The 22,560-nt window shown below is 71.4% G+C and carries 18 protein-coding genes; 5 read left to right on the top strand and 13 right to left on the bottom strand.

Annotated features, from left to right (window positions below):
• Window position 1 precedes the first annotated feature (1 nt).
• From ACIOSR_RS02890 to ACIOSR_RS02865, 6 genes are read right to left on the bottom strand one after another with little or no spacing between them, the layout of a single operon-like run.
• Entirely contained in the window at window positions 2-967 is a 966-nt protein-coding gene (locus tag ACIOSR_RS02890) for an NAD-dependent epimerase/dehydratase family protein (RefSeq protein WP_402751786.1), read from the bottom strand.
• A complete protein-coding gene (locus tag ACIOSR_RS02885; protein WP_402751785.1) occupies window positions 960-1,973 on the bottom strand; it encodes a glycosyltransferase family 4 protein in 1,014 nt (337 codons plus the stop codon). The genes ACIOSR_RS02890 and ACIOSR_RS02885 overlap by 8 nt, the downstream gene beginning before the upstream one ends.
• The gene (locus tag ACIOSR_RS02880) at window positions 1,970-3,790 is read right to left on the bottom strand and encodes a polysaccharide biosynthesis protein (RefSeq protein WP_402751784.1); all 1,821 of its coding nucleotides are present in this window, start codon (window positions 3,788-3,790) and stop codon (window positions 1,970-1,972) included. The genes ACIOSR_RS02885 and ACIOSR_RS02880 overlap by 4 nt, the downstream gene beginning before the upstream one ends.
• A complete protein-coding gene (locus ACIOSR_RS02875) occupies window positions 3,787-4,761 on the bottom strand; it encodes a hypothetical protein (RefSeq protein ID WP_402751783.1) in 975 nt (324 codons plus the stop codon). The genes ACIOSR_RS02880 and ACIOSR_RS02875 overlap by 4 nt, the downstream gene beginning before the upstream one ends.
• Window positions 4,761-5,399, bottom strand: coding sequence for a low molecular weight phosphatase family protein (locus ACIOSR_RS02870; protein WP_277959991.1), 639 nt, complete (start codon window positions 5,397-5,399; stop codon window positions 4,761-4,763). The genes ACIOSR_RS02875 and ACIOSR_RS02870 overlap by 1 nt, the downstream gene beginning before the upstream one ends.
• 8 nt (window positions 5,400-5,407) lie before the next feature.
• Window positions 5,408-6,847, bottom strand: coding sequence for a polysaccharide biosynthesis tyrosine autokinase (locus tag ACIOSR_RS02865; protein WP_056046057.1), 1,440 nt, complete (start codon window positions 6,845-6,847; stop codon window positions 5,408-5,410).
• Between the two features lie 329 nt (window positions 6,848-7,176).
• On the opposite strand from ACIOSR_RS02865, the gene fdhA reads away from it, so the two are divergent.
• Both fdhA and ACIOSR_RS02855 read left to right on the top strand, forming a co-directional pair.
• Complete coding sequence (gene fdhA, locus ACIOSR_RS02860; RefSeq protein WP_056046055.1) at window positions 7,177-8,397, top strand: formaldehyde dehydrogenase, glutathione-independent; 1,221 nt, start codon at window positions 7,177-7,179, stop codon at window positions 8,395-8,397.
• Between the two features lie 146 nt (window positions 8,398-8,543).
• Window positions 8,544-10,073: an MFS transporter gene (locus tag ACIOSR_RS02855; protein WP_402751782.1), complete on the top strand. Its 1,530-nt coding sequence runs from the start codon at window positions 8,544-8,546 to the stop codon at window positions 10,071-10,073.
• A gap of 130 nt (window positions 10,074-10,203) precedes the next feature.
• Here ACIOSR_RS02855 and ACIOSR_RS02850 read toward each other — a convergent pair whose 3' ends face one another.
• From ACIOSR_RS02850 to aroA, 4 genes are all read right to left on the bottom strand, one after another.
• Window positions 10,204-10,344, bottom strand: coding sequence for a hypothetical protein (locus ACIOSR_RS02850; protein ID WP_402751781.1), 141 nt, complete (start codon window positions 10,342-10,344; stop codon window positions 10,204-10,206).
• 235 nt (window positions 10,345-10,579) lie between these two features.
• Entirely contained in the window at window positions 10,580-11,341 is a 762-nt protein-coding gene (locus tag ACIOSR_RS02845) for an inositol monophosphatase family protein (protein ID WP_207114183.1), read from the bottom strand.
• A 393-nt stretch (window positions 11,342-11,734) separates the two neighbouring features.
• The gene (gene rsgA / locus ACIOSR_RS02840) at window positions 11,735-12,865 is read right to left on the bottom strand and encodes a ribosome small subunit-dependent GTPase A (RefSeq protein ID WP_402751780.1); all 1,131 of its coding nucleotides are present in this window, start codon (window positions 12,863-12,865) and stop codon (window positions 11,735-11,737) included.
• A gap of 73 nt (window positions 12,866-12,938) precedes the next feature.
• Window positions 12,939-14,354 (bottom strand): 3-phosphoshikimate 1-carboxyvinyltransferase, encoded by a 1,416-nt coding sequence (gene aroA / locus ACIOSR_RS02835; protein WP_402751779.1) that lies wholly within the window; start codon window positions 14,352-14,354, stop codon window positions 12,939-12,941.
• Between the two features lie 96 nt (window positions 14,355-14,450).
• Here aroA and ACIOSR_RS02830 point away from each other — a divergent pair, with 96 nt between their 5' ends.
• Both ACIOSR_RS02830 and ACIOSR_RS02825 read left to right on the top strand, forming a co-directional pair.
• The gene (locus ACIOSR_RS02830) at window positions 14,451-15,137 is read left to right on the top strand and encodes a sigma-70 family RNA polymerase sigma factor (RefSeq protein ID WP_082460271.1); all 687 of its coding nucleotides are present in this window, start codon (window positions 14,451-14,453) and stop codon (window positions 15,135-15,137) included.
• Window positions 15,134-15,379: a zf-HC2 domain-containing protein gene (locus ACIOSR_RS02825; RefSeq protein WP_043593711.1), complete on the top strand. Its 246-nt coding sequence runs from the start codon at window positions 15,134-15,136 to the stop codon at window positions 15,377-15,379. Before ACIOSR_RS02830 ends, ACIOSR_RS02825 begins: the two co-directional genes overlap by 4 nt.
• A gap of 120 nt (window positions 15,380-15,499) precedes the next feature.
• Here ACIOSR_RS02825 and ACIOSR_RS02820 read toward each other — a convergent pair whose 3' ends face one another.
• Window positions 15,500-16,888 carry a LamG-like jellyroll fold domain-containing protein gene (locus ACIOSR_RS02820; RefSeq protein ID WP_402751778.1) on the bottom strand — a complete coding sequence of 463 codons (1,389 nt, stop codon included), beginning with the start codon at window positions 16,886-16,888 and terminating at the stop codon, window positions 15,500-15,502.
• Between the two features lie 64 nt (window positions 16,889-16,952).
• Entirely contained in the window at window positions 16,953-17,531 is a 579-nt protein-coding gene (locus ACIOSR_RS02815) for a hypothetical protein (RefSeq protein ID WP_402751777.1), read from the bottom strand.
• A 130-nt stretch (window positions 17,532-17,661) separates the two neighbouring features.
• Here ACIOSR_RS02815 and ACIOSR_RS02810 point away from each other — a divergent pair, with 130 nt between their 5' ends.
• Window positions 17,662-18,102: a GNAT family N-acetyltransferase gene (locus tag ACIOSR_RS02810; protein WP_173151032.1), complete on the top strand. Its 441-nt coding sequence runs from the start codon at window positions 17,662-17,664 to the stop codon at window positions 18,100-18,102.
• A 675-nt stretch (window positions 18,103-18,777) separates the two neighbouring features.
• Here ACIOSR_RS02810 and ACIOSR_RS02805 read toward each other — a convergent pair.
• Complete coding sequence (locus ACIOSR_RS02805; protein ID WP_402751776.1) at window positions 18,778-22,551, bottom strand: multifunctional oxoglutarate decarboxylase/oxoglutarate dehydrogenase thiamine pyrophosphate-binding subunit/dihydrolipoyllysine-residue succinyltransferase subunit; 3,774 nt, start codon at window positions 22,549-22,551, stop codon at window positions 18,778-18,780.
• Window positions 22,552-22,560: the final 9 nt, after the last annotated feature.

Here is a 22,560-nt window from a genome sequence, read left to right as displayed (position 1 = left end):
CTCACGCGTCACCCCCGCGGAGCAGGTCGGCGACGGCGGGCGTCGGACGGATGCCCACGCTCTCGGCCCAACCGCTCGTCTGGCCCTGACCGAACCACATCAGCTCCACCCGTCGGATCGGCCCGGCGAGGCGTCCACCGATCAGTCGCGAGACGACGCGGGCAGAAGCGACGACGAAGCGGCACAGCAGGCGTGGCAGGCGTCGGGGTGACCGCCCGCCGGCCGCCTCGAGCACGGAGGAGACCGTGAGTCCCTCCCAGGGCTGCAGGACGACGGCGGGCACGATTTCGTCGAAGGTCCCGACCGCCGTCACGAACTCGGCGAGGGCCGCGACGCAGGTCACGGGTGTGGGTGCGTCGCCCGGTGACGCGACCGACGCGAGGGGTGACGACGCGAGGCGTCGGAGACGGTCCGTCGTGGGGCGACCGGGCCCCTGCACGGAGGTGGCACGGACGACGACAACCTCCGTCACGTCGACCGGGGCGCCCTCGGCGCGCGCCTCGACGAGCAGTTGCTCGCCCCAGGCCTTGCTCTGCGAATACGGCGAGAAGGGCATCGTCCGGGTCGACTCGTCGAGGACGGGCACCGGGCCCTGGACGGCGGCGGAACTCAGGTGCACGAACCTCTTCGCGCCGCTCCGACGAGCGGCGGCGAGTGCGACGAGGGGAAGGACAGCGTTGGCGCCGACGAGGGATGCCGACATCTCGGCGTCGGGGGTCGCGAGACCCGCCGCGTTGACGACGACCCCTGCCCCGCGGAAGGCGGCGGCGAGCTCGTCCACGACGTCGACGGCACCGGCCGCGGCTGTTCGCGCCGCCGCGACCGACGCGGGCACCGCCTCCAGCCGGGGCGCCGCGAGCTCGACGATCGTGATGCCGCGCGAGCGGGCGTCGGCGACGATCCGACTCCCGACGAAGCCACTCGCTCCGATCACGACCCAGGTCGTCGCGTCACGGGTATCAGACATGCTCGACACGCGCCTCTCGGTGGGTGAGCCGCAGGGTCCAGCTCGGAAGTGACAGGTAGACGGCCGCGATCACCGCGAAGAGGACGACCGCTGCGACGGCACCGACCGGACCGACGAACGCGAGCGAACCGGCCGCGGCACAGGCCACGGTGGCCGCGGTCACGATCGACGACGCGGGCACGTGGCCGTGGCGACGCGCCAGCACTTGGTACACGTGGGTGTTGTGTGCCTCGAACCAGCGCTCGCGTCGCGCCACCCGGCGGGCGAGGGTGCTGGACGTGTCGACGAGGTAAGGCACGAGCGGTGCGACGACGGCGACCAGAGGCACACCGACGGCGATGGCGGCCACGGCGGCCACGGCGATCGTCCCGCCCAGCAGGTAACTTCCGACGTCACCGAGGAACATTCGTCGACCCACGACGTTCCAGGGGACGAACGCCAGGAAGGCCAGGGCGATGCACGTGCCGAGTCCCGTGAGCCAGGGCTGTCCGGCCAACGCCCCCGACACCACGAACGAGGCTCCCACGACGGTTCCGTGCAGGCCGGACACCGTGTTGATGCCGTCCATGAAGTTCGCGACGTTGACGTAGCCGGCGACGGCGACGGGGCCCAGGACGTACAGCCACCACGGGCCCTCGGCGATCGTCACGATCGCGGCGCAGGCCACGGTGGCGATGACCATCTGGACGACGGCACGGCTGAGGGAACCGAGGCTGCGCACGTCGTCCGCGAACCCCAGGATGGCGAAGGCTGCGCTGGCGACCGCGATCACGACGAGCAGTCGACCGCTGACGCCCGGGACCGCGGCCGCCAGGACGAGGGTGCCGAGGACGATCCCCATGCCGGGGGCGATCCCACCCCCGCGAAGGGTGGGGCGGACGTGGGACGAGCGTTCGCTCGGGACGTCGACCACGGCGAAGCGGTACAGGAGCGGTCGCACCGCGAAGGGGAGCAGCGCCGAGGTGAGTAGGCAGAGTACAGCTGCGGTCCAGAAACCGACGCTCACGCGGGGTCCTCGACGTGCGTGGGTGACTCCGAGGCGCCGGGTCGCGCGAGCTCCGCCGTCCACGGGCCCACGTGGGCGTGCACGCCGTCGAGCTGCGACGGGTGCAGCGCCGGCACGGTGGTGTGCGAGATCTTCGGGTGCACGGGCCGGTTGTCGCTCTCGCCGAGGCCGACGAGCTCCTCGTGCATCTTCTCGCCCTCGCGCAGGCCCGTGTAGACGATGCCGATGTCCCGGCCCGACATGGCGATCATGCGTTCGGCGATGTCGAGGATGCGGACGGGCTCGCCCATGTCGAGGATGAGCACCTCGCTGGGCGAACCGATGCCACCCGCCTGAACCACGAGGTGGCACGCCTCGGGGATGGTCATGAAGAACCGCGTCACGTCGGGGTGCGTGATCGTCAGCGGGCCACCGGCCTCGATCAGCGAGGTGAACACCGGCAGCATCGACCCACGGCTGCCCAGCACGTTGCCGAACCGCACCGACAGGTAGCGGGCACCGGTCTCGTCGGCGGTCCAGGCCGTGAGCCGCTCGGCCAGGCGCTTCGAGTGCCCCAGCACGCTCGTCGGGTTCGCCGCCTTGTCGGTCGAGATGTTGACGAACGTCGTCACCCCGACGGCCTTGCTCGCGTCGAGCACGTTCTGGGTGCCGAGCACGTTCGTCTTCCACGCCTCGTCGGGGTACTGCTCGAGCATCGGCAGGTGCTTCAGCGCCGCCGCATGGAAGACCACCTCGGGTCGACGGTCCGCGAAGATCGCTCGCAGCGCCTCCGGGTCCCTGATGTCGGCCAGCACGACCTCCTTGGTGTCGAGCAGGCCGTTGCCCGAGATCGACAGCTGCGACTGCTGCAGACCGGTCTCGTCACGGTCGAGCATGATCAGCTCGGCGGGGCCGAACTTGGCGATCTGGCGGCACAACTCGCTGCCGATCGACCCGCCGGCTCCCGTGACGAGGACGCGCTTGCCCGCCAGGTAGCCCGCGATCGACTCGACCTGCGTGTCGACCGGGTGACGGCCGATGATGTCCTCGATGGCGATGTCGCGCACGTCGCCGAGCCGCGACTTGCCCTCGAGGATCTCGTCGAGCAGCGGGAGGACCATCACGCGGAGACCGGCCTCGGCGGCCCGGTCGGTGATGTCCTGTAGCAGGGGGGCGTCGGCCTTCGCGATGCCGACGATGATCGCCTTCGCGCCGCTGCGCTCGGCAGCGGCGACGAGATCGTGCCTCGTCCCGAGGACGCGCACGCCCTCGATGCGCAGGCTCGACCGCGTGCGGTCGTCGTCGATCAGGCCGACGGGGAGGTACGGCGAGGCCGGGTCGGTCAGCATGCGGCGGACGAGGTGGTTGGCGAGCCGACCCGCTCCGAAGATGAGCGTCGGTTGGGCGCTCTCGCCGGGCCGGTTCTTGGTCTCGACGTAGAGCCGGGCCACGTAGCGCAGAGCACCCATGAAGACGAAGACGACCGGCATGGCGATGAACACGGTGCTGCGCGCCAACATGATCTCGGTCCCGATCGCGAGGACGGGGATGCCGACGATCAGGCCCGTCCCGACGACCACCGCGACGATGGTGCGCACCTCGGCGAAGCTGCCCGGCACGAACCGGCGACGGTACAGCCCCGTCGCGTAGCCGAGTGCCGCTCCGACGACGACCGTCACGGCGGCGACGCCGAAGACCGCCCGCCAGGTGACGTCGCCGTACCAGAAGTCGTAGCGCAGCGACACGGCGAAGAAGATCGCGGTGATCCACGAGAGGGCGTCGAGCCCCACCTGCAGGGCGGTCCGTCGCGCCGGCGAGGCCATGAACCGGTCGATCACCAGGTCACCCCGCCGTCCGTCGACACCGACACGACGTCGTCGGCCCAGAGCCAGACCGCCGCCGCCGAGGCCGAGAGCGCGATCGCTCCGGGCGTCTCGGAGGACGCCGGCGCGCAGCCCACGGTCGTCGCGGCCGCGCCCGACGCGGTCGGCGGCGTCACGACGGCGGTGCCGTCACAGTCGGCGGCACCGGTCGACGCGACCAGGTACGAGCCCGAGGCGGCGGTGACGGCGACGGCGCCGTCGACGACGGTGCCCGCGTCCCAGGTGGTCGCGCCGTCACCGGTGCGGAAGAACGTCCGGTCGCTGCACAGCACCCCGGCCTCGGCGTCGCTCACGACCGCGAGGTCGACGACGGTCGGGCACGGGGCCGCACGGTCACCCGAGGGGGAGTGCACGGTGCCGGGCGCGGTCCGGGCGACGTACCACGACGCCGCCAGTCGCTCGGGGTAGTCGCGGTACTCGGCACCCCCGCTGAAGGTCTGGGCGAACGCCGGCGCACAGTCGTCCCCGGCCGGGCCGACGACGAAGGCCGACGACGCGTCGGTCGCCTGCAGGCGGTCCAGACCGGCGAGGGAGCCACCGGTCGCGACCGACGTGGCCGACCAAGTGGCGCCTCCCGACGTCGTCTGCTCGACGACGGGCGGCGACGCGACGGTGCCGGGGGTGCAGCTCGCGGCCTGCGCACGCCACGCGGTCCCCGCGTCGACGACCGACAGGAGGCGCGTCGGCGTCACGGCCTCGGCGGCGGTGGTGGGGGTCGGGGTGGGCGACGGCGTGCTCTCGGTCTCGACCGGGCGAGGCGTCGACGTGGCGGCGGGCTCGGCGTCGGCAGCCAGACCAGACGGTTCGCGGTTCAGGGCCAGGGCGACGAGTCCGAGGTCGACGAGGACGAAGGCCCCGATCCCGATGATGGCCAGGCGGCGGCGGGCGCGTGCGCGCGACCCCCTCTTGCGGCGTGCGTCGGGCATCAGCGGTCACCCCCGTCGAGGGCGGCGGCGCGGGTCAGAAGGTCGACGAGCACGTCGGCTGCGGGCACCAGCTGGCGACCCGACTCGGTGAACGTCTCGTCCGACCGGCGGTAGGGGTCGACGACGTCGTCGTCCAGCGGGTCGTCCGGTGCCTCGACCGTGCCGCGGCGCGAGGCCAGCAGGGCCACGGTCGCACGCAGTCGATCGGCCACGGTGGAGGCGTCGGCGGGCAGGGCGTCGACCAGCTCGGCGTCGGTCACGTCGCGGGCGAGGCGGGCGGCCTCACGCAGGGTGAACGTGTACCGGCTGGCGCGGGGGTGCATCGAGACGACGGCCCGGCGGTGTTCGCGGGCGAGCGCCACGACGAGGTCGGCATCGCGGACGTCGCGCTCGAACAGGAACCGGGCCCGGTGGTCGTCGGGCTCCAGGTCGAAGGACCGGGCGAGGGCCCGGGCCTGGTCGGGCATGACGTCGTCGTCGACGGCCATGGTGCCGGCGCTCGACACGGTGACGTCGTCCCACGACGAGAGACCGCGGCGGAGGTACAGCTCGGCCAGGGGGGACCGGCAGATGTTGCCGGTGCAGACGGTCAGCAACGAGAAGGTGGTCGAGGTGCGGCGGGGGATCACGAAAGACACGGGGCCGCCTACTTCGCCGAGCGCGAGCTCGTCTTCGGGGCCACGGGCAGGTCGCCGACGCCCGCCTCGGGTGCGTCCTGCTCCATGCCGTAGTACGCCCCGTAGTTGCCGTAACCGTAGGCGTCGGGCCCCTTCGTCGGCAGCATCGTCAGCACGATGCCGTGCACCTTGCTGCCGATGTGCTCGAGGTTGCGCAACGCGGACTGCAGCTCGTTGCGGGTCGTGCGGCCCGCGGCCGACACGACGATCGCGCCGCCGGTCAGCTTGCTGAGGATGGCCGCGTCGGTCACCGGCAGCAGCGGAGGCGCGTCGATCAGCACGTAGTCGAACGACGTCGTCAGCGACTCGATCAGCGACGACATCGCCTTCGAGCCGAGCAGCTCGCTCGGGTTCGGGGGAACGCGGCCGGCCGGCAGCACGTACATGGTGCCGCGGCCCCAGGGCTGCAGGACGTCCTGGAGGTCGGCCCGACCGATCAACACGTCGGTCAGGCCGACGACGCCCTCGAGCCCGAGGGTGTCGGCGAGGCGCGGCAGGCGGAGGTCGCCGTCGACGACGGCCACCGTGGCGCCGGTCTCGGCGAGGGCCACCGCGAGGTTGGCCGTCGTGGTCGTCTTGCCCTCGCCGGGCAGCGACGAGGTGACGACGAAGCAGCGGCTGGCCGACTCGACGTTGACGAACTGCAGGTTGGTCCGCAGGGTGCGGAACGACTCGGCGCGCGGGTTGCGCGGGTCGACGTGCACGATCAGCGGGTGCTTCTTCGCCCCGGGGTCGTAGCTGATGCCACCCACGATGGGTGCGTCGGTGACGAGCTCGACGTCGTGCGACCCGTGGATGCGGGTGTCGAGGGTGCTGCGCAGCACGGCCGCTCCGACGCCGAGGGCGAGGCCGATCAGGAGGCCCAGGCCGAGGTTCAGCGTGGTGCGCGGGGTCGAGGGTGCCGAGGCGACCGACCCGGGGACGATCGTCGCGATCTTGACCAGGCTCGCGCCTCCACCGGTCGGCGTCTCGAGCTCGTTGACGACGACGTCCGTGAGGGAGGCGCCCACCGCGTTGGCGACGTCGGCGGCGCGCTGGGCGTCGGTGTCGGTGACCGTGATGTTGATCAGGACGGTGTTCAGGGGCGACTCGGCCGTGATCTTCGAGGCGAGGCCCGCGGCCGTGGTGTCGAGGCCGAGTTGGTCGATCACCGGGTCGAGCACCGCGTCGCTCGTCACGACGTCGACGTACGACCGGACCTTCTGCTGGGCCGCGCTGCTGCCCTGCACCGCGTCGACCGTGGTCGACGAGTCCTGCGCCTGCACCGAGACGAACAGCCGGGTCGACGACACGTAGGTCGGCGTGGCCAGGATCGAGCTCAGCGCCCCGGCGGCGAGGCCGACGAGCGTGAGGGCGGCGATGAAGATCCAGCCCTTGCGGAGAATGCGGATGTAGTCACGGAGTTCCACGTGGCTGAGGTCCTGTCCTGATCGGGTGCGGGCACCGCGGCAGGCACCCCGGCAGTCGTCGCACGGACCATGCCTCCCGGCACCCTGATGGCTCCCCGCGACTCTGCGCCGTGACCAATACTCACACACGGGACGGCCAGACGGGGTACATATGTTGCCCGATCCGGCGAAGTGGCCCCCGAACGGGGGTGCGGGGGGCCGTACCGCGACACCCGTCGCTGATCGTCCGCCTGAACGCTGGCTGTGATTCGGGCGCACCACCCGACCCGCGCAATAGCCTGCCGACGACGGGCACGTCCCGTGCTCGCTCGTGATCAAGGAGGATCACCATGGCAACGAATCACGCGGTCGCCTACAAGGGCCCCGGCCAGGTCGAGGTCATCGACGTCGACTACCCGACCTTCGAGCTCAAGGACGGCCCCGGCGTCAACCCGGCCAACGTCGGGCGCAAGGTCAACCACGGCGCGATCCTGCGCACGGTCGCCACCAACATCTGCGGTTCCGACCAGCACATGGTCCGCGGCCGCACCACCGCCCCGACGAACCTCGTGCTCGGCCACGAGATCACCGGCGAGGTCGTCGAGGTCGGCCCCGACGTCGAGTTCATCAAGGTCGGCGACATCGTCTCGGTGCCGTTCAACATCGCCTGTGGCCGGTGCCGCAACTGCAAGGAACGCAAGACCGGCATCTGCCTCAACGTCAACCCCGACCGCCCCGGCAGCGCCTACGGATACGTCGACATGGGCGGCTGGGTCGGCGGCCAGGCCGAGTACGTGCTCGTGCCCTACGCCGACTGGAACCTGCTCAAGTTCCCCGACGCCGACCAGGCCATGGAGAAGATCCTCGACCTGGCGATGCTGTCCGACATCTTCCCGACCGGCTTCCACGGTGCCGTCACCGCGGGGGTCGAGGTCGGCTCGACCGTCTACGTCGCCGGAGCCGGCCCCGTCGGCCTCGCCGCCGCCACCGGAGCCCTGCTGCTCGGTGCCAGCGTCGTCATCGTCGGCGACATGAACGCCGACCGCCTCGCCCAGGCCCGCAGCTTCGGCTGCGAGACCGTCGACCTGACCAAGGGCGAGCCGGGCGAGCAGATCGACCAGATCCTCGGCGAACCCCTCGTCGACTGCGCCGTCGACGCGGTCGGCTTCGAGGCCAAGGGCCACGGAGGCGGTTCGGGCGAGGAAGCACCGGCCACCGTGCTGAACTCGCTGATGGACATCACCGCGGCCGGTGGCGCCATGGGCATCCCGGGGCTCTACGTCACCGGCGACCCGGGCGGCATCGACGCCGCCGCGCAGAAGGGCTCGCTGTCGCTCAGCCTCGGCACCGGCTGGGCCAAGTCGCTGTCGTTCACCACGGGCCAGTGCCCGGTGATGAAGTACAACCGGCAGCTGATGATGGCGATCCTCCACGACCGCACGAGCATCGCGAAGAACGTCCACGCCCAGGCGATCAGCCTCGAGGACGCCCCGCGCGGCTACGCCGAGTTCGACCAGGGCGCGGCCACGAAGTACGTCCTCAACCCGAACGGCCTGATCAAGGCGGCCTGACCCACGTCGCCCCCCGCGCCTCCTCGGCTCTCGGTTCCCCCGACCGACAGAGCCCGGGAGGCGCGGGTCGGCGCACCCTCGCCCCTCGCGTTCCGCAGGCACCCGCGTCGTTGCAGGCCGTGCACGGTGTATGACGGAACGATCCCATGACGAAGACATCCGACACCCCTGCCCCGGGAGGCGCCGACGCCGCCCGCCCCGCGTCCGGTCGCGCCGCCCGCTCCGACGAAGAACGCCAGAAGTGGCGCGCCTTCGCCGTCTGCGTCGGCGTCGCCGCCCTGACGATCCTCGACCTGTCGAAGGTCAACGTCGGCTTGCCCAGCATCGAGGCGTCGCTCGGCGCCGGCCCCACCGCCCTGCAGCTGATCGTCGCCGGCTACGCGCTCGCCTTCGGCCTCTCGCTCGTGCCGTCCGGCCGTCTCGGCGACCTCAAGTCGCGCCGCATGATGTTCGTCATCGGCCTGACCTCGTTCACCGTCGCGAGCCTGCTCTGCGCCCTCGCGCCGACCATCGAGTTGCTCGTCGCCGCGCGCATCCTGCAGGGCGTCGCCGCCGGAATCCAGATGCCGCAGGTGCTCGGGCTCATCCAGCAGCTCTTCCAGGGCAAGGAGCGCGGTCGCGCGTTCGGCTTCTTCGGCGCCATCATCGGCGTCAGCACGGCGTTCGGCCCGACCCTCGGTGGCCTGCTCATCGCGATCGGCGGCCCGCAGGACGGCTGGCGCCTGCTGTTCTGGATGAACATCCCCCTCGGCCTGATCGCCATCTTCTTCGCCCTCAAGCTGCTGCCGAAGACGCGGACGGCCTCCAACGGCCACAACGAGCTCGACCTGTTCGGCATCGTGCTGCTCGGCCTGACGATCTTCACCCTGATGCTGCCGTTCGTCCTGACCACCGGACAGGGCGACGACCCGCTGCGCTGGCTCTTCCTGATCGGCTTCGTCGGCTTCGGCGCCGCGTTCGTCTGGTGGGAGCAGCGCTACAAGGCCCGGGGCAAGTCACCCGTCGTGCACTTCAGCCTGTTCTCGCTGGCGTCGTATCGCAACGGCACCCTGATCGCGACGGTCTACTTCTGCGCCCTGCCCGCGACCTTCCTGCTGACGACCCTGTACCTGCAGCAGGGGCTCGGCCTCGAACCCGTCTACGCCGGCATGGTCACCATCCCGTTCGCCCTGACCAGTGCCGTCGCGGCGTTCTACGGCGGACGCCTCGTCGACCGGTTCGGCCGCAGCCTGGTCGTCCTCGGGCTGATCCTGGTCGCGGTGGGCTTCGTCGCCCTGCTGCTCGCGGCCGTGCTCACCCCGCGCGACATCACGCCCTACGCCATGGGCATCGGCATGCTGATCGCCGGCACCGGCGGCGGCTTCGTCATCTCGCCGAACCAGACGCTGACGCTGGCCGAGGTGCCCGTCGAGATGGGCGGCGTCGCCGGATCGATGGGGCAGGTCGGTCAGCGGGCCGGCACGGCCATCGGCACGGCGGCGGCGGTCTCGACGTTCTACTCGGTCATCGCCGGCTCCGGGGGAGCGGACGGGGCGAACCTCGACGTCTACCACGAGGCCTACCGCAACGGCTTCTTCGTCACGATCGCCCTGGTGTCCGTGGCGCTCGTGCTCGGGCTGATGGACTTGCGCGCCCGCAAGAAGGGGCGCGTGGGCGAGGGGGCCGCGGCCTCGTAGCCGGCGACCGCTGTCGGGGAGGCGACCCGCGCCTCCTCGGGGGGACGCGCCTCCCGGGTCGTCGAACCGTCGGGCGGCGGATCGTCGGACGGCGGATCGTCGGGCGGCGAACCGTCGGGTGGCGGTCGGGTCAGAGGCGGGCGAAGGCCTCGACGACGTAGCACGTGACGTCGACCTGACGCGTGGTCGGCAGGGCGATCGAGGCGGGGTCGATCGAGCCGGCGACCGTGCTGGTGGTGGCGGAGACGGAGACGGCGGGCGTGACGAACATGATGGGCCTTTCGATCGGCTGGTGACGCGGTCGGTGACGCGGTTGGCGAGGCCCGGCCGCCCGTGCAGGGACACGGGCGGCGGAGCCCCTGACGACCCTGCCCGAGCTGCTCGGTGCCCCTGTGCGGAGCCGGTGACGTCGTGTGACCAGTCAAGCCGCCCGCACGTTGCGTGAACATAAGCGCAGGGCTGAGTCGCCCTCCGTCGCAGGGATGAACCTCGGCCGCCGGTGCCGATCAGGCAGGAGGCGCGGCCACGACCCCGAGGACGCTCTCGTGCAGCAGTCCGTTCGTCGCCATCGCGGTGCCGTGCCAGGGGCCCGGCCGCCCGTCGGCACTGGTGAAGCGTCCGCCGGCCTCCTCGACGACGACCGCCACGGCCGCCATGTCGTAGGGCTGCAGGTCGAACTCGCCCGCGACGTCGAGCGCGCCCTCGGCGACGAGCATGTACGACCAGAAGTCGCCGTACGCCCGCGTCCGCCAGACCCGGCTCGTCAGGTCGAGCAGCTGCGGCAGGCGCCCGGCATCGATCCAGTACTCGAGCCCGTTGAAGCTCAGGGACGCGTCGGCCAGGTCGCGCACGCCCGACACCCGCAGCGGCCCGTCGTGCTCGGTCGAGAACGCCCCGCCGCCCTGCGTCGCCCACCAGCGCCGGCCGAGCGCGGGAGCACTGACCACGCCCACCACGGGCACCCCGTCGACGACGAGCGAGATCAACGCCGCCCAGACCGGCACCCCGCGCAGGAAGTTCGCCGTGCCGTCGATCGGGTCGACCACCCACTGACGGTGCGAGGGAGCGTCGTGGCCGTACTCCTCGCCGTAGAAGGTGTCGTCGGGCCGCGCGGCGGCGACCCGGTCGCGGATCGCGCGCTCGACGGCCTGGTCGGCGTCGGTCACGTGCGAGCGGTCGGGCTTGAGCGACACGTGCAGGTCGGCCGACCGGTACCGCTCGGTGCTGATCGCGTCGGCCAGGTCGGCCAGCTCGAGGGCGAGCGCCAGGTCGTCCGCCCAGGGGGTCCCGGTGGATCGGTCGGACGAGGAGGCGCGGGTCGGCTCGGCAGCATCGGTCACCCCGTCAGCGTACCCAGCCCGCCCTGCTCGTCCGCGCCCTGTCCGCCGACCCGGCCCGCGCCTCCTGCACCCACCGCACCGCCGCCCCGGCCCGCGCCGCACCTCCTGCACCCACCTCACCGCCGCCCCCGGCCCGCCCCGCGTCCGCTCCCCGCTCGGCGCCGCACCGAAAGGCCCCACACTTCACTGCACCGCGTTTCGTGCACGTCACCGCGACTAGTCCAGGTGTGCTGCACGAGACGCGGTGCGATGTCGCGCGGTCGGCCCCAGCGCGGATCGGCCGGCGCCGAGCGACCGAGTGCGGTGCGACGCGGCGGCGCGCTAGCCGAGTTCGTCGCTGCGGGCGTCGTCGGCCGCGGCCGCGAGGTCGCGGGCGCTCACGCCGCCCTTGGACGCGAGCAGCGATTGCAGCGACTCGAGCCGTTCGCGGCCGACGTCGCCGAGCTCGCCGGCCTCGATGCGGTCGACGATCTCCCAGTCGTGGGCCTCGGCCAGCGGGATGCCGTCGACCGGATCGCCCTCGGCCGGGATCGCGTGCGCCGCGAACGACTTGAGGATGTTCTCGGGGTCGACGTGCCCGAGTCCGAACGACCGCACGCCGGGGGTGTCGACGATCCAGCCGCCGGTCGGGACCTTGAACGACACGGTCGACGACGAGGTGTGCCGTCCGCGACCGGTGACGGCGTTGACCACGCCGACCTCGCGACGCGACCCGGTCAGGGCGTTGACGAGGGTCGACTTGCCGACGCCCGAGTGGCCGACCGTGACGGTCACGTGCCCGTCGAGGACGCCGCGCAGCTCGTCGAGCGCGGGGGAGACCTGCCCTTCGGGTGCGACCTCGTCGAACGAGGTCGAGGTCGTCGTGACGATGCGCAGGTCGAAGCACGAGAAGTGCGCCGCGAACGGTGCCGGGTCGGCGAGGTCGGTCTTGGTGATGCACAGGATCGGTTCGACCCCCGCGTCGAACGCCGCCACCATGTAGCGGTCGACCAGGCGGGGCCGGGGCTCGGGGTCGGCGGCGGCGACGACGATCAGCATCTGGTCGGCGTTGGCGACGATGACGCGCTCGACGGCGTCGCTGTCGTCGGCACTGCGCCGCAGCAGCGTCGAGCGGTCGTGCACCTTGACGATGCGGGCGAGCGACCCCTCGGAGCCGCTCGTGTCCCCGACGACACCGACGCGGTCGCCGGTCACGACGCTCTTCTTGCCGAGCTCGCGGGCCCGCGCCGTCGTGATCTCGCGTTCGTCGGGGGTGCCGGCGTCCATCAGCACGCCGTAGCGGCCACGGTCGACCGTCCAGACGACGCCTTCCTCGGCGTTCGCGTAGGCCGGGCGCTGCTTGGTGCGCGGCTTGTTGCCCTTGGGGTTCGGGCGCACCCGCACCGAGCTCTCGTCGTACTGGGCGTAGTCGCCCTCGTCCTCGGCGTCGTCGCCGTCGCTCCACCAGCTCATCGTGCCTCGCTCATCGTCGACCGTGCCCCGCTCGTCCTGCGCCGTGCCCCGCTCATCGTCGTCGGCCCGGCGCCTAGAGGAAGCCGAGCAGGTCGATGTCGGCGGGGCTCTGGCGGACGGACCGGCCGAGCATCTCGTCCCACAACTCGACGAACTGCGGCAGCGTCTTGCCGACGACCCGGACGTCGTCGAGCTCGACCCCCTCGACCGCGAGGCCGATGATCGCCGCCGCCGTCGCCATGCGGTGGTCCTCGTAGGTGCGCCACTGGCCCGCGTGCAGCGGGGACGGCTCGATGCGCAGGCCGTCCTCGAGTTCGGTCACCGCGCCTCCGAGGGCGTTGATCTCGGCGGCGAGGGCCGCGAGGCGGTCGGTCTCGTGGCCGCGCAGGTGGCCGATGCCGGTGATCGTGCTCGGGCCCGACGCGAGGGCGGCGAGGGCGACCAGCGCCGGGGCGAGCTCGCCACCGCGGGACAGGTCGACGTCCACGCCGGGCAGCGAGCCGCCGCCGACGAGGCCCACGCCGCCGTCGACGGTGAGGGTGTCGCCGTCGAGCGTGACGGACGCACCCCAGAGCGGCAGCAGCTCGATCAGGTCGGCCCCGACCTGGGTCGTGTCGGCGGGCCAGTGCGGGATGGACACGGTGCCGCCCGCGACCAGGGCGGCCACGAGGAACGGCGCCGCGTTCGACAGGTCGGGTTCGATGACGACCTCGCGCCCTGCGATCGGCGTCGGCGGCACGATCCAGGTGCCGACGGCGGGCGAGGCGACCTCGACCCCGCGCTGGGCGAGCGCGTCGATCGTCATCTCGATGTGGGGCAGGCTCGGCAGGCGTTCGCCGGTGTGGGTCAGGGTGAGGCCGCGCTCGAAGCGGGGGGCCGACAGCAGCAGCCCCGAGACGAACTGGCTCGAGGCCGACGCGTCGATCTCGACGTCGCCGCCCTCGACCTCGCCGGTGCCGTAGAGGCTGAAGGGCAGCGCGCCCCGGCCGTCGTCGTTCACCTCGACGCCGAGGGAGCGCAGGGCGTCGATCGTCGTGCGCATGGGGCGCTTGCGGGCTCCGGCGTCGCCGTCGAAGGTGACCGGTCCGAGGGCGAGTGCGGCGACCGGGGGCAGGAAGCGCATGACCGTGCCGGCCAGGCCGCAGTCGATCGTCGCGCCGCCCTGCAGTTCGCCGGGCGTGACGACCAGGTCGGGGCCGAAGGGGGAGTCGTTCGGGAACTCGGCGACCGTCGTGCCCAGGGCCTTGAGCGCCTCGACCATGAGCGCCGTGTCGCGGGAGTGCAGCGGCAGCCGCAGCGTCGACGGCGACGAGGCGAGCGCCGACAGCACGAGTTCGCGGTTCGTCAGGGACTTCGACCCGGGCAGGGACGAGGAGGCGCGCAACGGCCCGGAGGCGGTGGGCGCGACCCAGCGCCCCTCGTCGACCTCGGGAACCTTCCCGTCGCCGTAGGGAGAGAACTCGGGCCCGGAATACCTGTACACCTGCATCGGTTCACCACAGTAATGCAGCAAGAACCTGGAGGACCTGTGCCTGTCGCACTCGCACCGAGGGAAATCACCGTCGCCGAACTAGAATCGGCCCTGATGAGCACCCCCGAGGGCCACGAGCCCACACCGACCGCCGCCGTCGAACCGACCGAGGCCGACGTCGACGCCGCCCTCGAGGCGGTCGACGCCGACGCCGAGAAGCGCGCCCTGTTCGAAGAACAGGCGCTGCCGTTCATGGACCAGCTCTACGCCGCGGGGATGCGCATGACGCGCAACCCGGCCGACGCGAGCGACCTCGTGCAAGAGACGTTCGTCAAGGCCTACGCGGCGTTCGCGCAGTTCCAGCAGGGCACGAACCTCAAGGCCTGGCTCTACCGCATCCAGACCAACACGTTCATCAACACGTACCGCAAGAAGCAGCGCGACCCGTACCAGGGCACGATCGACGAGTTGGAAGACTGGCAGATGGGCGGCGCCGAGTCGGCGACCCGCGCCTCCGGCTCCACCCGCTCGGCCGAGGCCGAGGCGATCGACCACCTCCCCGACAGCGCCGTGAAGGACGCCCTGCAGAAGGTCCCCGAAGACTTCCGCATGGCCGTGTACTTCGCGGACGTCGAAGGCTTCTCGTACCAAGAGATCGCCGACATCATGAAGACCCCCGTGGGCACCGTGATGAGCCGCCTGCACCGCGGCCGTCGCCTGCTCCGTGAACTCCTCGCCGACTACGCACGCGATCGTGGCATCGCCGTTCCCGTCGGCTCGTCGAAGGGCGGAAAGAAATGACCGACTGTGGTTGCACCAAGGCCAAGGCCGAGCTCGAAGATTACCTGCACAACGAGTTGTGCCGCGAGGACGCGGCCGACATCCGCGAGCACATGGCGAACTGCGGCGACTGCTCGGGCGAGCACAAGGTCGGCGTCGTGCTGACCGAGGCCGTCCAGCGGGCCTGCCGCGAGACGGCACCCGAAGACCTGCGTGCGACCGTGTTGGCGCGCTTGCGCGAGCTGCAGTCCGCCCACCGCTAGTCGTCGCCTCGCCGGTCGCGGTCGTGGACCCGGATCGCCGCCCGCCTCGTCTGTCGCGGGCGTGAGCTCCACGGTCGACGCCGCCCGCACCTCCTCGGTCGTCGGTCGTCGAGGCGCTGGTCAGCGACCGGCGGAGTGGTGCGCGGCGACGGACGGAGCGTCGAGCACCCGGTCGTGGACCCGGACCGTGTCGACGTCACCCCGGAACGTGTAGTCGGCAGGCTGGCCGGGCCACGGGTCGAGGGACTCGCGGCCCACCCTCCACGAGCCGTCGTACGTCTTGGCTGCCCGGTTGTCGCTCCGGCCGGCTTGGTGGACGCCGTCGAGCCAGAGGTCGAGGGCCCCGGGGCGGAAGGTGCCGACGGCGTGGTGCCACTCGCCGTCGTCCACCCGGCTGCGGCTCGCCACGGCGAACCGGAAATCGTTGGAGCCCTGCACGCCGAACGACACGAGACAGTCGGCCGTGACGTACAGCTGGCGGTCCTTGTTCGGCGAGGCAGGGGCGTCGCTCGAACCGAAGCCCACGATGCGCCCGCCCGGCCGGTCGGTGCGGAACCAGGCCTCGACGGAGAACGTCGACGGCGCTGCTTCAGGGGTCTCGGCCACCACGCGGGCGTCGTCCGCCCGGAGGTCGAGCGAGGGGTTCGCCTCGCACGATCCGTCGTTCCGGACCGCGCCGCTCAGGGCCCGCCCGGCCCGATCGTGCCCACTGGCGTCACGGTAGTCGTCCCCTCTGGGCTCGTCGAAGTCCCAAGCAAGGACGGGGTCGTCGAGCAGGGGCCCCGCCATGCACGGGAAGTGCGCCGTCGAGGCATGACCGCCCGACGCGGTGACTCCCGCGAACGCCGCGCCACTCGGCACCATGCCCGTCAGGGAAGCGACGACGAGCACCGCTGCTCCGAGGGCGGTCGGCGAGGCGGACCGGGACGCCGCCGTCCCGATCGGCGGAGCGGTGACCTCCCAGCGGGGTCGTCCGCAGCCGGGACACGGTGTTGCCGACCTCGTCGGATGGTCGAGACGCGCCAGCCCGACGAGGACCGCGACCCCGGTCGCGAGCATCACGAGCCGGACGACCTCGCCGCCCCGGAGCCACAGCCCCGGCGCCCCCACCCAGGGCACCCGCAAGATCCCGACCCCGTGGACGGCCTCGGCGTCGACGAGCGAGCTGTCGGGGGCCGCGTTGGCGTCACCCCGCAGCCGGAGCCCGCCGGATTCGTGCGAGACGAGCCGATGGAGCCGCAGCCGGTCAGAGCGGTCGGGGTCGTCGACGAGCAGCACCTGGCCCGGCGTGACGTCGTCGCCGTCGATCGGGGCGGCGGCGACGACGTCACCGGTCAGGAGGCGCGGTGCCATCGAGTCGCTCGCCACCGTGGTGACGTGCCAGCCGAGAGCGGCGGGCACGACGCACCAGAGGGCGAGCAGGACGCCCAGCCAGAGGACGGTCCGCGCCGTCGTCGCCACCACGAGCGGACCGAGGTCGCCGGAACAGCGACGGAGGCGTGGGGGCATCGGGGTCCTCTCTGTCTCGGGGCCGTGCGGGGGAGGCGGGTATCGGGGGCCGACGCCTGCGAGGTCAGTCGTTCTGCGCCTCCCAGACGAACGTCGTGATGGCGCTCGCCTCCTGCACCGTGTTGGGGGCAGCGGGGTCGAGCTCGTAGCTGAAGCGGTACGTCGACGAGGTCGAGCCGGCGGGGACGTCCCACTGCCCCAGGCCGTCGGCGAACGACGTGACCTCCATCAGGTCGGAGAGGCTGCCGTCCAGGACGGGGGCGCCCACGGGTTCGAAGGTCGAGCAGTCGTCCGTCGCCGCGCCACGCTCGACGACGAGGTCGAGGTGGTCCGCGAGGGCGTCGGCGTCACTCGACTCGCTCGAGTAGAACCGCACGGAGCTGTCGGCACTGGTGTCGGTCGTGACCGTGAGGCAGTCGGAGCCCGAGTCGCCCGGAAGCAGTCCTGCGACGTCGAAGAGGGCCTCGCCGGCATCGTCGTCGCTGATGGCCACCTTGCCGCTGGCCCAGGAGTTGGCGGGATTGTCGGTCCGGTCCGAGAATGCGGCGTACGAACTGGTGCCGACGACGATGCCGCTCAGCACGACGGCCACGGGAAGTGCGAGATGGGCGGTGACACGGCGCGAACGAGGGGAGAGGTGCATGGCTGATCCTGTCTGTGAGAATATGTTGCAGGTAATATACTAAGACTTCGTCAAGATCAAAGCAAGAGCACGTCCGCCACGGCCCGGCGGGCGGTCGTCACACTCTTCGCCCCTGCGCTAGCGTCGTGGCATGACCGCAACGGTGCAGCCCCTCGGCATCCCGACCACCAGCGACCTCGACGACCTCGTGTCGTTGATCGGCCTGCTCGGTTACACGCTCGACGCGGACGTCCTGTCCGCGCGGCTGACGCGGCTCACGGCCGACGCGGGGCACGAGACGTGGGTCGTCCGTGGCGACGACGGGCGCATCACCGCCGTGGCCGGTGGTCACGTGGTGTGGGCGTACAACGACGACGCGCCGACGGCCGAACTCCTGCTGCTCGTCGTGTCGGCCGAGGCCCGCCGCGACGGCGTCGGTTCGTACCTGCTGGGGCACTTCGAGTCCTGGGCCCGCGGGCACCAGGCGCGCGTTCTCAACGCCGTCTCGGCTGCCGCGACCGACTCGGCCAACCGGTTCTACCGCAAGCGCGGCTACCACGAGGCCGGCGTCCGCTACTCGAAGCTCATCTGACCGCGGCGGTCCCGTCTCCTCCTGACGCTGACCGCCCTCCCGGTGCTGGCCGCGCCGTCCCGCCGGTGGCCCAGCCCTGAGGTTCGATCCCTCTCCGCGGTGCCGACTCCCTCCGCGGCCAGCCGTGTCGCGGGTGACGCGTCGTGCCTCGTGCGTCGTGCGCCGGTAACTCCTGGCCGGTGCCGTCGTGACGTGCCCCGCGGGGTGCTGCGCGCGCAGAAGTCCTGAATTGCCGACGGGCGGCACGGGTCCGCTCCCGGGGTCGACCATCGATGCCGATGCCGATGCCGATGCCGATGCCGATGCCGGTGCCGGTCCCGGTGCCGGTGCCGGCGCGGTGTCGATGCGGGTGTCGTTCGTCGCAGGCGTGTGTCGGCAATTCCGGAGAACGGTTGCACATCGGCGTGTCTGCGCCCGCTGCGGCAGCAGGAGTCCTGCGTTGCCGACAGCGGGGCGCTGACCTTAACCCGGGCGGACCGGGGCCGGTGCAAGCGCCGTCCGTCGGCCCGTCCCGCGGCCCCGAATCGATCCGCGTCGGCACGTCAGGACTCGTGCCGTCCTTCAGCCCGGGGCCGTCCCCGGCGGGCACGTTTCTCCTGAGTTGCCGACGCGCGAGACGACCGTGGCCGCGCCTCCTTCAGGAGGCGCGGCCACGGTCGTGCGGGCGAGGACCGTCTACAGGTCGAGTGCCTCGGCGATCAGCGTCGCCTGCTGCGCAGCGCTCGCCTTGTTCGAGCCGGCGGCCGGCGAGGCCGACGCAGGACGCGACGCGACGCGGATCTGTCGGTCGAGGTGCTTCTGCAGCTCGAGCACGACGAACGGCCAGGCGCCCTGGTTCTCGGGCTCTTCTTGCGCCCAGACGAGCTCGGCGGACGGGTAGCGGTCGAGCACGCGGCGGATCTCGTCGAGGGGCAGCGGGTAGAGCTGCTCGAGGCGGACGAGCGCGACGTCGTTCTGGACGCCCCGCTTGTCGAGCTCGGTCGAGAGGTCGTAGTGGATCTTGCCGCTGTGCAGCACGACGCGCTTGGTCGACTCGGGCTCGGAGACCCGCGTGCAGTCGAGCACCGGCTCGAAGCGACCCGAGGTGAAGGCGTCGACCCCGCTGGTCGCTCCACGCAACCGCAGCATGGCCTTCGGGGTGAAGACCACGAGCGGACGACGCGGGCGGGCGTAGGCCTGACGACGCAACAGGTGGAAGTACGACGCGGGTGTCGACGGCCGCGCGATCGTCATGTTGTCCTCGGCGCAGAGCTGCAGGAAGCGTTCCATGCGGGCGGACGAGTGGTCGGGGCCCTGCCCCTCGTAGCCGTGCGGCAGCAACAGCACGACGCTCGAGCGCTGACCCCACTTCTGCTCGGCCGACGAGATGAACTCGTCGATGACCGTCTGGGCGCCGTTGCTGAAGTCGCCGAACTGCGCCTCCCACAGCACGAGCGCGTCGGCCCGCTCGACCGAGTAGCCGTACTCGAACGCCATGGCCGCGTACTCGCTGAGCAGCGAGTCGTAGATCCAGAGCTTCGCCTGGTTGTCGGCGACGTTCTGCAGCGGCAGCCACTCCTGGCCGTTCTCACGGTCGTGCAGCACCGAGTGCCGCTGCACGAAGGTGCCGCGTCGGCTGTCCTGGCCCGCGAGGCGCACGGGAGTGCCCTCGGTGAGCAGCGAGCCGAAGGCCAGCAGCTCGGCGAAGGCCCAGTCGATGCCGCCGTTGCGGCTCATGTCGACGCGCTTCTTGAGCAGCTGCTGCAGCTTGGGGTGGACCGAGAACCCGGCCGGCGGGTTGTCGTGGGCGTCACCGATGTCGTGGACGAGCTCGAGCGACACCCCCGTGGTCTCGGGTTCGCCCCGGGCGTCGTCCTGCTGGGCCACGGGACGCTCGAGGTCGGCGACGTCGCCGTCGTCGTTCGTCACGACGGGGATCGACCCGGTCTGCGCGGCGTGCGTCTCGGCGAAGGCGCGCTCGAGGCGCTCCTGGAAGTCCCGGTGGGCGCCGTCGTACTCGTCCTGCGTGATGTCGCCACGGCCGACGAGGGCCTCGGTGTAGAGGGTGCGCACCGAGCGCTTCTGCTCGATGAGGTTGTACATCAGCGGCTGTGTCATCGAGGGGTCGTCTCCCTCGTTGTGACCGCGTCGGCGGTAGCACACGAGGTCGATGACGATGTCGCGCTTGAACTGCTGACGGTACGAGAACGCGAGCTCGGCGACGCGGGCCACGGCCTCGGGGTCGTCGCCGTTCACGTGGAAGATCGGAGCCTGGATCGTCTTGGCGACGTCGGTCGAGTACACCGACGTGCGCGACTCGGACGGCGGGGTGGTGAAGCCCACCTGGTTGTTGATGACGATGTGGATGGTGCCGCCGACGCGGTAACCGCGCAGCTGCGACATCTGCAGCGTCTCGACCACGACGCCCTGGCCGGCCATCGCCGCGTCACCGTGGATCAGGATCGGCAACGTGCTGAAGGCCCCGGGCGTCCCACGGTCCTGCTTGGCGCGCACGATGCCCTCGAGCACGCCGTCGCCGGCCTCGAGGTGCGACGGGTTCGCGGCCAGGTACACGGGGATGGTCTCGCCGACGGCACTCGTGAACTCGCCCTCGGTGCCGAGGTGGTACTTGACGTCGCCCGAGCCCTGCACGGTCTTGGGGTCTTGCGTGCCCTCGAACTCGCGGAAGATCTGACCGTAGGTCTTGCCGGCGATGTTCGTCAGCACGTTGAGGCGGCCGCGGTGGGCCATGCCGATGGCGACCTCGTCGAGGCCTTCGCGGGCGGCGTGTTGCATGACCGTGTCGAGCAGCGAGATGGTGGACTCGCCGCCCTCGAGGCTGAAGCGCTTCTGGCCGACGTACTTCGTCTGCAGGAAGGTCTCGAAGGCCTCGGCCTCGTTGAGCTTCGCGAGGATGCGCATCTGCTCGTCGTGCGAGGGCTTCGTGTAGGGCACCTCGAGGTGGTCCTGGATCCACTTGCGCTGCGCGGGATCTTGGATGTGCATGTACTCGACGCCGATGGTGCGGCAGTACGAGTCGCGCAGGATGCCGAGGATGTCGCGCAAGAGGGCGTGGGTGCGGCCGCCCAGGCCACCGGTGACGAACTCGCGGTCGAGGTCCCAGAAGGTGAGCCCGTGGCTCTCGATCGCGAGGTCGGGGTGCGTGCGCTGGCGGTACTCGAGCGGGTCGATGTCGGCCATCAGGTGGCCGCGCACGCGGTAGCTGTTGATCAGCTCCTGGACGCGGGCCGTCTTGCTGACGCGCTCGGCCAGGTTGACGTTGATGTCGGCGTTCCAGTGGATCGGCTCGTAGGGGATGCGCAGCGCCGCGAAGATGTCCTCGTAGAAGCCGCGCTGCCCGATCAGCAGTTCGTGCACCTTCTTGAGGAACTCGCCCGAGCCCGCCCCCTGGATGACCCGGTGGTCGTAGGTGCTGGTGAGCGTGATGGTCTTGCCGATGCCCAGCTCGACGAGCGTCTTCGAGGCCGACCCCTGGAACTCGGCCGGGTAGTCGAGTGCACCGGCGCCGATGATGGCGCCCGCGCCCTTCATCAGGCGGGGCACGCTGTGGACGGTGCCGATGCCGCCGGGATTGGTCAGCGAGATCGTGTTGCCCTGGAAGTCCGCCGCGGCGAGCTTGTTGTCGCGGGCGCGCTTGACGATGTCCTCGTAGGCGGTCAGGAACTCGCCGAAGTGCATCTCTTCGGCCTTCTTGATGCCGGGAACGAGCAGGGCCCGGGTGCCGTCGGGCTTCGGGATGTCGATCGCGAGGCCGAGGTTGACGTGCGCGGGGGTGACGACCGACGGCTTGCCGTCGACCTCGTCGTAGAAGACGTTCTGGCTGGGGAACTCTTTCAGGGCCTGGACCAGGGCCCAACCGATCAGGTGGGTGAACGACACCTTGCCGCCGCGGGCGCGCTTGAGGTGGTTGTTGATGACGATGCGGTTGTCGATCATCAGCTTCGCCGGGATCGTGCGGACGCTCGTCGCGGTGGGCACGGTGAGGCTGGCGTCCATGTTCGTGGCGAGGGACTTGGCCATGCCGCGCAGCGGTGAGACCACGTTCTCGGCCTCGGGCGTGGGCTGCTCGCCGGCCGAGGCGGGCTTCGCCTTGGCCTTGTCGGGCACCTGGGCCGGGATCGGCTTCGCCGCCGGCTCGACCGAGGTGGTGCGCGCGGCGGCCTTCTGGCCGGCGGTCGCAGCGGCGGCGGGTGCCGTCGCCTCGGCAACCGGAGCGGCAGCGGACGACGCAGGAGGCGCGGGTGCGGTCTCGACGGACGGTGCGGTGGGCGACGTGGGGGCTGATCCGCCCTCGGGCGGCGTGTAGGCCTCGAGGATCGGCCACCACGACTCGTCGACCGAGTTCTTGTCGACCACCCACTGCTCGTAGAGCTCGTCGACGAGCCACTCGTTGGCCCCGAACTCGGCTGCAGCGCCGTCGTCAGTTGTACCGGTCACGTGGCTTGACACAGCCGATCG

This window comes from Frigoribacterium sp. NPDC087798 (assembly GCF_044742985.1).
Classification (GTDB): domain Bacteria; phylum Actinomycetota; class Actinomycetes; order Actinomycetales; family Microbacteriaceae; genus Frigoribacterium.
The sequence above is the reverse complement of the archived record's forward strand: the minus strand, read 5'-3'. Positions and strand labels throughout refer to the sequence as shown.

Excerpts from the sequence above, each read along its gene's own strand:
- ACIOSR_RS02890 (WP_402751786.1), bottom strand. The coding sequence starts at position 967 with ATGTCTGATACCCGTGACGCGACGACCTGGGTCGTGATCGGAGCGAGT.
- ACIOSR_RS02875 (WP_402751783.1), bottom strand. The coding sequence starts at position 4,761 with ATGCCCGACGCACGCCGCAAGAGGGGGTCGCGCGCACGCGCCCGCCGC.
- fdhA (WP_056046055.1), top strand. The coding sequence starts at position 7,177 with ATGGCAACGAATCACGCGGTCGCCTACAAGGGCCCCGGCCAGGTCGAG.
- ACIOSR_RS02855 (WP_402751782.1), top strand. The coding sequence starts at position 8,544 with ATGACGAAGACATCCGACACCCCTGCCCCGGGAGGCGCCGACGCCGCC.
- ACIOSR_RS02850 (WP_402751781.1), bottom strand. The coding sequence starts at position 10,344 with ATGTTCGTCACGCCCGCCGTCTCCGTCTCCGCCACCACCAGCACGGTC.
- rsgA (WP_402751780.1), bottom strand. The coding sequence starts at position 12,865 with ATGAGCTGGTGGAGCGACGGCGACGACGCCGAGGACGAGGGCGACTAC.
- aroA (WP_402751779.1), bottom strand. The coding sequence starts at position 14,354 with ATGCAGGTGTACAGGTATTCCGGGCCCGAGTTCTCTCCCTACGGCGAC.
- ACIOSR_RS02830 (WP_082460271.1), top strand. The coding sequence starts at position 14,451 with ATGAGCACCCCCGAGGGCCACGAGCCCACACCGACCGCCGCCGTCGAA.
- ACIOSR_RS02825 (WP_043593711.1), top strand. The coding sequence starts at position 15,134 with ATGACCGACTGTGGTTGCACCAAGGCCAAGGCCGAGCTCGAAGATTAC.
- ACIOSR_RS02820 (WP_402751778.1), bottom strand. The coding sequence starts at position 16,888 with ATGCCCCCACGCCTCCGTCGCTGTTCCGGCGACCTCGGTCCGCTCGTG.
- ACIOSR_RS02815 (WP_402751777.1), bottom strand. The coding sequence starts at position 17,531 with ATGCACCTCTCCCCTCGTTCGCGCCGTGTCACCGCCCATCTCGCACTT.
- ACIOSR_RS02810 (WP_173151032.1), top strand. The coding sequence starts at position 17,662 with ATGACCGCAACGGTGCAGCCCCTCGGCATCCCGACCACCAGCGACCTC.